We start from the raw sequence: 11,607 nt of genomic DNA on the forward strand, positions 1-11,607 counted from the left end.
GCAGTGACCTGGTGGCACCTCGGGTGCATCAACGCTTCATCCAGAAGCGATGACCTCAGGAAGGTAGACCAGTGAGCACGCCGGATCGTCACCCCAAGCCCGACTCCATCGCCGGCGTGCTGGCCAACCTGCGACGGGTGCCCCGCCGGGTGCGGCGCGAGTCGCGCGAGGTGATCGAAGCCGCAGTGACCCAGCTGTTCGAGGTCGTGGTGCGTCACCCCGGCGGCAGTGCGGCCTCGCGCGAGTATCGGGTCGACGACCTGGCCCGGATGGCCGGCACCACCACCCGCAACGTCCGGGTGTACCGGGACCGGGATCTGCTGCCGCCGCCGCGGCGGGTCGGGCGGATTGCGCTGTTCAACGACACGCACCTGACCCGGCTGCGGCTGATCACCTCGATGCTCGACCGCGGCTACACGATCGCGCACGTCAAAGAGATGATCGGCGCCTGGGAACAGGGCAAGGACCTCGGCGACATCCTGGGGCTGGAGAGCGCCCTTGCCGGAACCTGGACCACCGAGCGCCCGCAAGCCATGCCGCGCGCCGAAGCCGAACGGCTGATCGACGACCCGCCGGCGTTGCGCCGGCTGGTACAGCTCGGGGTGATCCGCCTCGACGGGCCCGACGGATCACAGGTCACCATCACCCGGCCCAAGCTGATCGAGGCGTTCAACGAGATTCGCGGGTACGGCATCACCGTGGACAAGCTCATCGACCTCTACGAGCAGACGCTGCCGCACATCGACGCGATCAGCCAGCTGTTGGTGCGCGCCGGCGCCGAACACGTCCTGGAGCGGGTCCAGCCCGGCGCGCCGCTGCCGGCCGACACCGAGATCGCGGAGTTGATCGGCATGCTGGTGCGGTTTCGCACCCAGGCCGTCGCATCGGTCACCGCCACCTTGGCCTCGTCGATCGAGTCGACCATCGAATCGATGGTCGCCGGTCTGCTCGCCGAGTCACTGCTGCGCTGACGCCCGCCCGGCGTCGAAAGCGCTAGCGCGGCTCGATGGTGACCGGCATGTGCCGCACGCCGGCGTGCTTGTTGCTGCGGACGTACTCGATCGGCCCGGTCAGGGTGACCGTGCCCACCTGGTCGAGCAGCACGTCGAAGATCACCCGCATCTCCAGGCGGGCCAGCGTCGAACCCAGGCAGAAGTGCACGCCGCGACCGAATGTCAGGTGCGGGTTCGGATTCCGCAGAACATCGAAGGTGTAGGGGTCGACGAAGACCGACTCGTCGCGGTTCGCCGACGCCCACCACAGGCTCACCTTGTCGCCGGCGCGGATCTGCCGGCCGTGCAGTTCCACGTCGCGGGTGGCGGTGCGCCGGTTGTAGGGCGTCGAGGACGCCCAGCGCAGCAGCTCCTCGACGGCCACCGGCAGCAGCTGCCGGTCCTGCCGCAACCGCTCCCAGGCCTCGGGATGCTCGCTGAGCGCCGACATGCCGATCGCGATGGAATTGCGTGTCGTCTCGCTGCCCGCGGCCATGATCAGGCTCAAGAACATCTGCTGCTCGTTGTCGGTGAGCGGTTCACCGTCGATCTGCGCGTGCGTCACCACCGACAGCAGGTCATCGGCCGGGTGGGCGCGTTTGTGCTCGAGCAGTTCGGCCCCGTAGGCGAACATCCGGGCCTGGGCCTGCATCATCCGGTCGTTGACCTCACCGACTTCGCGGTCCTCGTAGTCCAGGGTGACGTTGGCCCAGTTCATCAGCTCGTGCCGGTCCTGCTGCGGCACGCCCACCAGTTCCGCCACGGCCTGCAGCGGCAGCTCCGCGGCGACGTCGACCAGGAAATCGCATTCCCCCTTGGCCAGCGCGGCGTCCACGATCACCACCGCACGCTGCCGCAACTCCTGCTCGATCCCGCGCAGCGCCCGCGGAGTCATGCTGGGCATCAGCAGCTTTCGGAACTTGGCGTGGCGCGGATCGTCCATCATGTTCAGTAGTGCACCGACGGCGAAGCCCCGCGGCATGTCCTCCAGTGTCGTGCCGCCGCCGTCGCGCCCGCCGCCGGACTCCGAGGAGAAGGTCTGGTTGTCGGTGGCCGCGGCGACGATGTCGGCGTAGCGGCTGAGCACCCAGAATCCCTCCCCGCCGGGGGAGTGGGCGGTAGGCGGATGGAACCAGACCGGCGACTCGCGGCGCAGCACGTCGAACACGTGGTACGGAAAGCCGGAGGTGAACCGGTCCAGATCGGTGAGATCGACGTCGTCGGGCATCAATCCAGGACCATACACATAGATTCTGTTTGTCCCGTCTATAGTTCGGCGTGTGACGGCGACGGACTGGACCTTGGCGCAGGGTTCACCCCAGCGCGGCCGGATCGCCGTGGTGACCGGCGCCAACACCGGCGTCGGCCTCGAGGTCGCCCGCGGGCTGGCGACCCTGGGGGCCGGGGTGGTGCTGGCCTGCCGCAACCGCGAGGCCGCCGCCACGGCCCGCGACGACATCCTGCGGACGGCCCCGGGCGCCCGAGTGGACGTGGTGCACCTGGATGTCAGCGACCTGGCGTCGGTGCGCGGGTGCGCCGAGAAACTGCGGGCCGCTTACCCGGTCATCGACATCTTGGTCAACAATGCCGGTGTCATGCACCAGGTGCGGCGGGTGACCGCAGACGGCTTCGAAGGTGACTTCGGCACGAATTTCCTCGGGCCGTTCGCATTGACCGGGCTGCTACTCGACCGGGTGCTCGCCGCCCCGGCGGGGCGGATCATCGCGGTGAACAGCAAGACCAGCCGGGGCGGCCGGATCGCGTTCGACGATCTGCACTCAGAGAAGTCGTTCAGTTCGGCGGCGGCCTATACCCAGTCCAAGCTCGCCCAGCTGATGGCCGTGTTCGAACTGCAGCGGCGGCTGGAAACGATGGGCAGCCAAGCGATCTCGCTGGCGGCACATCCCGGCGGGACCCGCACCGGCATCCTGCGGGAGCAATCCCGGTCGGTTCGCTGGGTGTTCAACCGGCGTTTCCGCCATCTGACCGGCTGGTTCACCCAGGCTCCCACCGACGGGGCACTGCCGATGCTGCGGGCGGCGACCGATCCGGCCGCGGTGGGCGGCCAGTTCTACGGGCCCGGTGGGCGTTTCGAGCAGATCGGGCCGCCGGTGCTGGTCCGGGCCGCCGGGCGCGCCCACGACGTCGAGGCGCAACAGCGGCTCTGGCAGATCGCCGAAGACCTCACCGGCGTCAGCTACCCGCTGACCCGCGGACCTTCCTGACGCCGCGCGCCGCGGTCACCGCCGGAGCGATCCAGCGGCGCAACAGTCGCCGCAACTCATCGCCCGGGGCGGCCAACGGCGCCAGGATGAACGACTGCAAGGTGCGCAGCACCATCTCGATGATGTCGTCGACGGCCTGTTCGTCGAAACCGGACCAGTCGACGTCCAACCGCTCGAGAATGGAGTGCCCGAAGGCGCGCCCGGTATCGGTGGTCACCGTGACGGCGAAGGCGCTGGGCTGTTGGGCCCGCAGCAGCAGCCCGACATAGGGGTCATCGGGGAGACGTTCCAGGGTCAACGCGACACCTTCGGCGACCGCCTCCCCGGGATCGGTGATGCCGGCCAGTGCCGCGGCGAGTTGGTCCAGAAAATCCCCGACGCCGTCGATCGCGGTGGCCGACAACAACTCCTCGGTGCTGGGGAAGTAGCGGTAGACGGTCTGGCGGGTGACGCCGAGGGTGCGGGCCACATCGGCGATGCTGGTCTGTTCACCGCGTTCGTCGATGGTGCGCCGGGTGGCCGCCAGGATCCGCGCGACCGCCTCCTCGTCGCTGGCGGGCACATCGCCGCCCCAGCCGCGGGTGCGCATCAGATCCTCCCGGGCCGGTGTCGCGTCATAGCCGGAACGGTAATGGACTCGCCGCCGAACCACGTCATACACGTAAATATCAGCTGTATGATCTGCGTCGTGGAGCAATCGTCTGAAATGTGCAAGCCGGGTACGTGAAGTTCTACATCAGCACCGGGTTTCTGCCGACCGCCGACATCCTGGCGCTTGCCGCGGCAGCCGACCGGCTCGGCTATGACGGCGTCGGCATCCCCGACCACGTCGTGAACTTCGCCGAACTCGCCACGCGCTACCCCTACACCGCGGACGGGCAACGGCGCTGGCCGCCATTCACCGACTGGCCCGATCCATGGGTGCTGATCGGAGCACTGGCCCAGATCACCACACGGGTGCGGTTCGTCACCACCGTCTATGTCGCGGCGCTGCGGGACCCGTATTCGGCCGCCAAAGCGATTGGCACCGCGGCGGTTCTGGCCAACGGCAGGCTGGAACTCGGGTTGGGCGTGGGCTGGTGCGAAGAAGAGTTCGCGCTCATGGGGCAGCCGTTTACGGGCCGCGGCAAACGCACCGAGGAGGCGGTCGAGCTCATGCACGACCTGTGGGCGCCCGGCTGGACCGAACGCGACGGTGACCACTACCGCACGCCCCGGCTGGAGATGACGCCCAACCCGCCGCCGATCCCGGTGCTGTTCGGCGGGTTGACCGACCTCGCACTGCGCCGGGCTGCCCGCTACGACGGCTGGGTCGGCGACCTGATGACCACCGAGCAAGCCCTGGGGGTCGTGGCGCGGCTGCGGGACTACCGCACGGCGCTCGGGCGCGACGCCGATGAATTCACGGTGCTCGCACCGCTTACCGACCTGCTCGGCCCCGCCGATGTGGCGCGTGCCGAAGCCGGCGGGATCACCCACATCCTGACTCAGCCGTGGTTCTATTACTGCAAGCCCGATGCGCCCGTCGAGGCCAAGATCGACGCGATGGCCGCGTTCCGGCGCGATTTTCGCCTCGACAGCCCGTAGTCGTCCTCCTGCCGCAACAGGTTACGGGCCGCCATGCGAGTCAGGTTTGCAACTCTCTGGCGATGGCGGCGTGGTAGTCGTCGATCTTGGCGGGGTTGACCGCTCGGAAGAAACCGTCCGGCAGCGGCGCGTGCTTGTACGCCTCGACGGTCATGGTGCGGCTGAACAGCGTGATGTCCTCGGCGGGCCGGGTGAAGTGGTACTGGACGGTGATCCGGCCCTCCATTCCACCGTTGCCGTCGCGGTCGTGCCCCAGGCGCCCGACCGAATTGAAGACCCACAGTCTCGGGCGCATCGCCATCGCCAGCTGCCAGGTGAAGATCCGCTCGCCGTCCGGGCCGGCCTCGGCCCAGGTGTCGCCCACCTCCAAAGGCCGTCGGCTGGGCAGGTTTTCGATGTGTGCACTGCCGGGATAGGTCTTGGTCCAGTTGGCCGGATTGGTGACGAAATCGTAGATCGTCTCCGGGGCGTGGTTGAACGCGGTCTCCGAACTGGTGGTGACGATGCCCAATGTGGTGCCTTTCTTACAGTGCCGTCCGCAACGCGGCGACGGTGCCGAGATCCTCGAGTGCGGCCACCGACCGGGACAGTCCGGTCAGTGCGATGTCCTCGTTCTGCATGCCACCCAGACCCGCGGTGATCGCGGTCGCGGTGTAGGCGTACAGCGCGGCCTGACGGTAGCGGAGCCAGAGATCGTCGCGGTCGAGATCGGGCCCGCCGGCCGCCCGCAGCGCCTGCCGGTAGGTGTCGAGCAGTTCGCGTTCGCTGTGTCGGCGGTCTGCGGTGGTCATGCCGTTGATCAACGAGTAGGCGAGTTCCCGGCTGACGTGTCCACGCCGTACCGCCTGCCAGTCCAACAGCCCGGCCCGGCCGTTGCCGAAGTACAGATTGCCCGGGTGTGCGTCGCCGTGCATCAGGGTGTGCGGCCCGCGGTCGATCAGCGACGCCACCGCGCGATAGTTCTCATCGATGAATCGGCCACGGCCGATGGGGATTTCGGTCCGCTCCGCCAGCCGTTTCGCGGATGCCCGCAGCAGCCGTCCGGTCAGCAGCGAGACCGGATCCTCCGACGCCGTGTACACCCAGCCCAGACCGGCTTCACCGGAGGCAGGGAGCCGCTCCCAGAACACCGCGTGCACCCGGGCGAGCAGTTCGACGAGCAGCGCCGCCCGGTCCGGGCTCAAGGGATGCAGGGTATCGGCGAATTCGCAACTCCGGGCGGCGAGGTCTTCCAGCACCACCGCGAACCGCCCGGTGCGTGGGTCGAAGGCCGTCCCGAAGGCTCGCGGTACATCGGGTAGCCGCGGCGCGACCTCGCGGTAGAACCGGGTCTCGGTCTCGGCCAGCCGGCCCAGCTCCGTGATGAACCGGGTGGCGACTGTTGCGGCGGGCATCTTGACGAATACCGTGCCGGGGACGCCGTCCCCGTCGAGTGCCAGCCGGGCCCGCGAGGACGTGCCCGCATCGCCGTCGACCACTCGCACGCGTGTCACCCGGCGGCCGAGGATCCCGGTCAGGTGCGCTGCGGTCAGGTCGGTGACACGGCGGGGCAGCTGCGCGGATCTGCCGACGACCGCATCGGTGAGGACCCGTCTCGTTCCGCGGCCCAGTTGGGCAGTCAGACTCAGAGCCGGCGCGAAGCGCTGCGCACGGCGAGTGAGTCCGCCCATTTCCTGCTCCTTCACCAGGGTCGGCCTGACCAGCGGCCGCACCAGAGCCACCTTTACAGAATATGGATAAAATGTCTCGTTGTTGACCGGGCCGCACCCCGGGTGCTAAGCAAGTGCCCAGCATCTGTCGCCACACGAAGGGTCCTGCCATGGCACTGCAGTCGGTAATCGATGATCTGGCGAAGCGCCCCGGCACCGGCGAGGTGATACCGGTGATCGACCCCGCCACCGAGGAACAGATCACCGAGTTCCGCGACGCCGGTCCGGAAGCCGTCGACGAGGCCGTCGCCCGCGCCAAGGCGGCCTATCAGTCCGGGGTCTGGACCGACATCCCGGCCCGCCAGCGCGCCAAGGCGCTGTGGCGTCTCGGCGACCTGATCGACGAGCACGCCAAGGAGTTCGCCGAGCTGGAATCCCTGGATGCCGGTATGCCGCCGGCCCAGTCCGAGATGATCGTGTCCACCTGCGCGGAGTTCTTCCGCTACTACGCCGGCTGGTGCACCAAGATCAGCGGCAACAGCTACCAGGTGCAGATGGAGGGCGGCGTCAACAGCACCCACGCCAGTTTCCACGCCTACACCCACAAGGAGCCCTACGGTGTGGTCGGCCTGATCTACCCGTGGAACGGCCCGCTGTTCAACGCCTGCGCCAAGGTCGCCCCGGCGCTGGCCGCGGGCTGCTCTAGCGTGGTCAAACCGGCCGAGGAGACTCCGCTGTCGGCGGTGCTGTTGGAACGGCTGATCGCGGAAGCCGGTGTGCCCGAAGGGGTCACCAACTTCGTGATCGGCTACGGCGCCACCGCCGGTGCCGCGATCACCGCACACCCCGACGTGGAGAAGGTCGCCTTCACCGGCTCGACCGAGGTCGGCAAGCAGATCATGCGCGACTCGGCCGACAACCTGAAGAAGGTCACCCTCGAGCTGGGCGGCAAGTCCCCGGTGCTGATCTACGAAGACGCCGACCTGGACATGGCGATCATGATGGCCTCGATGGGCATCTTCGTGCACTCCGGGCAGGGCTGCGTGTGCGGCTCGCGGGTCTTCGTGCAGCGCAGCGTCTATGAGCGGGTGGTGGCCGGCATCGCGATGATCGGCGACAACCTGGTGCTGGGAGGGCCCCAGGATGAGGGCGCCATGATCAGCCCGCTGGTCAGCCAGAAGCAGCTCGACCGGGTGCTGGGCTACATCGAGCAGGGCCGCAAGGACGGCGTCGAGATCGTCAGCGGCGGCTACCGGCTGGACCGCAAGGGCTACTTCGTCAAGCCCACCGTGGTCACCGGCGTCGACCCGGCCACCAGCCGGCTGTACAAGGAGGAGATCTTCGGTCCGGTCGTCACGATCCTGCCGTTCGACGACGACGACGAAGCCATCGCGATGGCCAACGACACCAGCTACGGGCTGGCCGCCACCGCATGGACCACCAACCTGGCCCGCGCGCACAACCTGGGCAAGCGCCTCAACGCCGGCATGGTGGGGCTGAATTGCCAGCTCACCTTCGACCACAACGTGCCGTTCGGCGGGTATAAGCAGTCCGGCGTCGGCAAGGAATTCGGCTACGAGGGCATCGAGGGTTACCTGAAGACCAAGTCGATCTGGGCGGCGCTGTAGCCGGAGACCGCCGATGACCGAATGGTTCCTGTTTCTGCCGCAGAGCCGGCTGAGCATCACCGACATCGTGGAGCGGGCGCGCACCGCCGAGGCCAGCGGTTTCGACGGCCTGGCGTTCCTCGACCACCTCGAGACACCGATGGCACCCGACGCGCCGCTCTGGGAGGCGATGACGATCGCCACCTGGGTCGCCGCGCACACCGAGCGACTGCGGATCGGCCACCTGGTGCTCTGCGATGCGTTCCGGCACGCGGCGGTGCTGGCCAAGCAAGCGGTGACGCTGGCCGAAGCCTCCGGTGGCCGTTTCGAGCTCGGCCTGGGATCGGGGTCGATGCCCGACGAGCTGGCCCGGTTCGGCCTCGGCGCGCCGACCGCGGGCGGGCGGGTGACCGCCCTGGAGCAGACGGTGATCGCATTGCGGCGCTACTGGGCCGGCGGCGAGGACACCCAGCTGCCCACCCCGAGCAGCCCGATCCCGTTGCTGCTGGCCGGACGAGGCCCGCGGATGCTGAAACTGGTTGCCCAACACGCTGATTGGTGGAATCTTCCGGCCACCCACGTCGACGAACTGCCGAACCTGGTGGGCAAAATCGGCACGGCGCGGGCCTCGGTGCAGCAGATGGTCGGTTTCGTCGGCGACGGCGTCGACGCCGCTGACGGCGCTGCGGTGATCTCCAAGGCCCGCCGCCGCTTCAGCGCGCTCGGCCCCGGCCTGGTCTGCGGCCGCGCCGACGAACTGACCGCCTACTTCGCCGGTCTGCGCGACCAGGGCGCGCAACGCTTCTACGTGTGGTTCTCCGATTTCGCCGCGCCACAGACCATCGCCGAGTTCGGCGAGCGGGTAGTTTCGGCACTGCGGGACTGACAGCGGCGCGGAAGAGGGGTCACTCGTGACAGAGATTCCGGACAAGACGATCAGCCGGCGCACCTTCGTGCGCGGCGCCGCCTGGTCGGTGCCGGTCCTGGGCATCGCACTCGCCGCGCCCCGCGCCCTGGCGGTGCCGCCCGGCTCGCAGGACTGCGGTGATCCCGACGAACTGATCGAGAACTGCGTGGTGCAACTGCCCGAAGAGTTCACTTCGACCAGTTTCAGCACCACCGCCGTCGCGGGCGGCACGAATTACTCGGTGTTGTTCAGCACCAATATCCGGCCCGGGCCGTTGGTGCCGGCCGCTGCCACCGGCTACCGGATCAACAGCACCGGTCTGACCGGTACCAAGCGTGATGGCGTAGCCTTCTCGATCACACCGCACATCGGTGAGCGCGGGCCCCGGGTACTCGGCGCTCGGTCGGGATCGTCGCTGGGCTTCGTCGTCGACGCGCCGTGGACGGCGGGACAACTGGTTCGCAACTTCGCCTACGCCTTCGACGTGGTGTACCTCAACGGGCTGACCGAGATTCAGACCTGCTCGTATGTGACTGCGATGGCGCTGGCCGAGAACGGACTGATCGTCGGGGGAGTCGGCTCGGTGACGTTCTCCCCGCCGCGGTTGGCCGCCTGTACTTAGCCGACTGGGATCGGCTGGTCGTCGTCGCGGGGGCCGAACGCACCGAACCCGTCGACCAGCTCAGCCGGCGGTGCCGGCGACCAGTCCCAGCCGGCGATCTGCCGTCGCGACCGCCGGCTGAACAGCCCGCGCAGCAGCTCGTAGCCGTCGGCGCGCAACTCCATTACCGACTCCCCTGACCCGCAACGCCATTGCCGGTCCAGCTCATCGGTGATCACCAGCGTTGCGGTGTCGCGCAGCCGCCGGCCGGGGAAGTGGCCCATCGCCGCCAGGAACGGCTGCCAGTGCTCGCGGTCGGTGCGCGCCAGACCCAGCGCCTCGTGCAGGTCTGCTTCGTGGCAGATCGCGTCCGCGGCCAGGTTCGGGCCGGTGTGCCGCTCCGGCAGGCTTGCTTCGACGGCCGGGGCGGCACGTTGCCATTCGTCGAGCAACTCCTCGACCGGCCGGCGACGCCGTTCGGCGACGTGCCGCGCCGTCCAGGAGTCACCGGGCGCGCCGTCAAGACGGCCGGCCAACACGTCGGCGGCACCGCCGACCAGGTGGGCCAGCACGTGGTGCACCGTCCAGCCGGGCGTGGCCGGGACAGGGGTGCGCAGTTGGTGGTCGCCGAGCCCGGCGGCCAGCGCCCCGATCCGGCCGCGAGCGGCCCGGTAGATCGCGTCAAGCATGGGAGCCTCCTGCGCTGGGGTGTGGCGAAAGCAGTGTGCCCGCCGGGTTTTCGGGCAGCAGCCGGCGGGTGGGATGGCGTTCGGTGACTACCATGTCGCGGGCCGCGGCGGTTCCGGCCGCATCGGCGAACCAGCGGCCGAGCCGGTGGCGGATCGGGCGCGGGCGATCCGGCGAGGACGGCTGGTCGGCTGCGCCGTTCGCTGCCCAGACCGGCGCGATCCGGCGGGCCGCGGCGCGAAAGAACCGCTGCGGCAGCTCGGGTCCGCCTTCTCGCAGGCAGTCGCGCAGCGCGACCGCTTCGAGCGCGGCCATCGTCATGCCCTGTCCGTGCAGCGGATTGAGCCGGCACAGCCCGTCGCCGATCACCACCAGCCCGGCGGGCAACCGCGGCATTCGGTCGTAGCGGTGCCACAACGCACCGGTGTCGTGGGACACCGCGAGCTCGCCCATTGGCGTGGCATCGCGTAACCCCGCCAGGATGCCGGCCGGCAGGACTTGTTTGGCCGCGGCCAGCATGGCGGTGAAATCGGTTGGGGGAGGACCGTGCTCGCCGCGGCGGGCGATGGCCAGCATCCAGGTATCGCGCTCGCAGGCCATCAGCAACAGCACCGGGGCGGGCCGGCCCCGGTTGACGAAGACCAGCCGGTCGGCGAGCCGGCCCGGCGGGATGCGCACTAACTGGCTGGAGTAGCCCCAATTCGCGTCGCGGCGCTGCTCGGGCACGCTGCCGAAGCCGTGCCCGGCCAGGAACTCGGCGCTGCGCGCGGCGCGGCCCGTCGCGTCGACGACCAGATCGGCGTGCAGCACCTGGGTGAGGCGGTTGCGTTGATTTTTGACCCGGACGCCGGTGACGGTGTCCCGGTCGTGCACCGGCTCGATCGCGTCGTGGCCGTCGAGAAAGGCGACGTTGCCGATCCGGTCGACGCCCCCTCGCACCTGGAACTCCAGGAACGGCCGGCTCGCGCTGTAAACCGCCAGGGACTTCGGGTCGGCGAGTCTGGCTGTCCGGTTGAGCTCGTCGAGTATGCCGGGGAACAGTTCACCGAGGATGTTCGTGCCGCCGCTGAGGAAGCTGTGCAGGTGGCGGCCCTGCGGCACCCCCTTGCGGTGGACCGGGTGGTCGGGCAGCCGATCCCGGTCCACCACCGTGACGGAGTCGTAGAACTCCGAGACCACCCGAGCCGCCAGCAGTCCGGCCATCCCGGCTCCCAGCACGACCGCAGACGTTCCCGATTCGCCCACCGCAATCCCCTTCCCGACGCCAGGGGCCCACGATACACACAAATTAAGAAACTTAAGAGTATCTTGGCGTAACAGTAAGATGGCTGCCGGTCGGGGCCGCCCGCCGC

Annotated in this window: 12 protein-coding genes; 6 read left to right on the forward strand and 6 right to left on the reverse strand. The window is 69.0% G+C overall.

Features of this window, described 5'->3' with window-relative positions; translation table 11 throughout:
- Positions 1–71 precede the first annotated feature (71 nt).
- Positions 72–971 (forward strand): MerR family transcriptional regulator, encoded by a 900-nt coding sequence (locus AWC24_RS00005; protein ID WP_085081479.1) that lies wholly within the window; start codon positions 72–74, stop codon positions 969–971.
- Between the two features lie 22 nt (positions 972–993).
- Here AWC24_RS00005 and AWC24_RS00010 read toward each other — a convergent pair whose 3' ends face one another.
- Complete coding sequence (locus tag AWC24_RS00010) at positions 994–2,220, reverse strand: cytochrome P450 (protein ID WP_085081480.1); 1,227 nt, start codon at positions 2,218–2,220, stop codon at positions 994–996.
- A 52-nt stretch (positions 2,221–2,272) separates the two neighbouring features.
- On the opposite strand from AWC24_RS00010, the gene AWC24_RS00015 reads away from it, so the two are divergent.
- Positions 2,273–3,217, forward strand: coding sequence for an oxidoreductase (locus tag AWC24_RS00015; RefSeq protein ID WP_085081481.1), 945 nt, complete (start codon positions 2,273–2,275; stop codon positions 3,215–3,217).
- On the opposite strand, the gene AWC24_RS00020 is transcribed toward AWC24_RS00015, so the two are convergent.
- A complete protein-coding gene (locus tag AWC24_RS00020; RefSeq protein WP_085081518.1) occupies positions 3,186–3,806 on the reverse strand; it encodes a TetR/AcrR family transcriptional regulator in 621 nt (206 codons plus the stop codon). The two genes, AWC24_RS00015 and AWC24_RS00020, sit on opposite strands and share 32 nt — an antisense overlap.
- A 134-nt stretch (positions 3,807–3,940) precedes the next feature.
- Between AWC24_RS00020 and AWC24_RS00025 the strand changes: the two genes are divergently transcribed.
- Positions 3,941–4,804, forward strand: coding sequence for a TIGR03619 family F420-dependent LLM class oxidoreductase (locus AWC24_RS00025; protein ID WP_085081482.1), 864 nt, complete (start codon positions 3,941–3,943; stop codon positions 4,802–4,804).
- A gap of 40 nt (positions 4,805–4,844) precedes the next feature.
- Here AWC24_RS00025 and AWC24_RS00030 read toward each other — a convergent pair whose 3' ends face one another.
- Together AWC24_RS00030 and AWC24_RS00035 are read right to left on the reverse strand one after the other, a co-directional pair.
- The gene (locus tag AWC24_RS00030; protein WP_085081483.1) at positions 4,845–5,315 is read right to left on the reverse strand and encodes a polyketide cyclase; all 471 of its coding nucleotides are present in this window, start codon (positions 5,313–5,315) and stop codon (positions 4,845–4,847) included.
- A 13-nt stretch (positions 5,316–5,328) separates the two neighbouring features.
- Complete coding sequence (locus AWC24_RS00035; protein ID WP_085081519.1) at positions 5,329–6,474, reverse strand: phosphotransferase family protein; 1,146 nt, start codon at positions 6,472–6,474, stop codon at positions 5,329–5,331.
- Positions 6,475–6,623: 149 nt separating this feature from the next.
- Between AWC24_RS00035 and AWC24_RS00040 the strand changes: the two genes are divergently transcribed.
- The 3 genes from AWC24_RS00040 to AWC24_RS00050 are packed head-to-tail and all read left to right on the forward strand — an operon-like array spanning position 6,624 to position 9,589.
- Positions 6,624–8,081, forward strand: a complete 1,458-nt coding sequence (locus AWC24_RS00040) for an aldehyde dehydrogenase family protein (RefSeq protein ID WP_085081484.1) — start codon at positions 6,624–6,626, stop codon at positions 8,079–8,081.
- 13 nt (positions 8,082–8,094) lie between these two features.
- Complete coding sequence (locus tag AWC24_RS00045) at positions 8,095–8,946, forward strand: LLM class flavin-dependent oxidoreductase (RefSeq protein WP_085081485.1); 852 nt, start codon at positions 8,095–8,097, stop codon at positions 8,944–8,946.
- Between the two features lie 25 nt (positions 8,947–8,971).
- Complete coding sequence (locus tag AWC24_RS00050) at positions 8,972–9,589, forward strand: hypothetical protein (protein WP_085081486.1); 618 nt, start codon at positions 8,972–8,974, stop codon at positions 9,587–9,589.
- On the opposite strand, the gene AWC24_RS00055 is transcribed toward AWC24_RS00050, so the two are convergent.
- Both AWC24_RS00055 and AWC24_RS00060 read right to left on the reverse strand, forming a co-directional pair.
- Positions 9,586–10,257 carry a maleylpyruvate isomerase family mycothiol-dependent enzyme gene (locus tag AWC24_RS00055; protein ID WP_085081520.1) on the reverse strand — a complete coding sequence of 224 codons (672 nt, stop codon included), beginning with the start codon at positions 10,255–10,257 and terminating at the stop codon, positions 9,586–9,588. The two genes, AWC24_RS00050 and AWC24_RS00055, sit on opposite strands and share 4 nt — an antisense overlap.
- On the reverse strand, positions 10,250–11,500 hold the full coding sequence (locus AWC24_RS00060) for an FAD-dependent oxidoreductase (RefSeq protein WP_234807195.1): 1,251 nt from the start codon (positions 11,498–11,500) through the stop codon (positions 10,250–10,252). Before AWC24_RS00060 ends, AWC24_RS00055 begins: the two co-directional genes overlap by 8 nt.
- Positions 11,501–11,607 lie beyond the last annotated feature (107 nt).

The sequence above is a fragment of the Mycolicibacter senuensis genome (genome assembly GCF_002101885.1).
Taxonomy (GTDB): Bacteria; Actinomycetota; Actinomycetes; order Mycobacteriales; family Mycobacteriaceae; genus Mycobacterium; species Mycobacterium senuense.

Excerpts from the sequence above, each read along its gene's own strand:
- AWC24_RS00010 (WP_085081480.1), bottom strand. The coding sequence starts at position 2,220 with ATGCCCGACGACGTCGATCTCACCGATCTGGACCGGTTCACCTCCGGC.
- AWC24_RS00020 (WP_085081518.1), bottom strand. The coding sequence starts at position 3,806 with ATGCGCACCCGCGGCTGGGGCGGCGATGTGCCCGCCAGCGACGAGGAG.
- AWC24_RS00035 (WP_085081519.1), bottom strand. The coding sequence starts at position 6,474 with ATGGGCGGACTCACTCGCCGTGCGCAGCGCTTCGCGCCGGCTCTGAGT.
- AWC24_RS00040 (WP_085081484.1), top strand. The coding sequence starts at position 6,624 with ATGGCACTGCAGTCGGTAATCGATGATCTGGCGAAGCGCCCCGGCACC.
- AWC24_RS00045 (WP_085081485.1), top strand. The coding sequence starts at position 8,095 with ATGACCGAATGGTTCCTGTTTCTGCCGCAGAGCCGGCTGAGCATCACC.
- AWC24_RS00055 (WP_085081520.1), bottom strand. The coding sequence starts at position 10,257 with ATGCTTGACGCGATCTACCGGGCCGCTCGCGGCCGGATCGGGGCGCTG.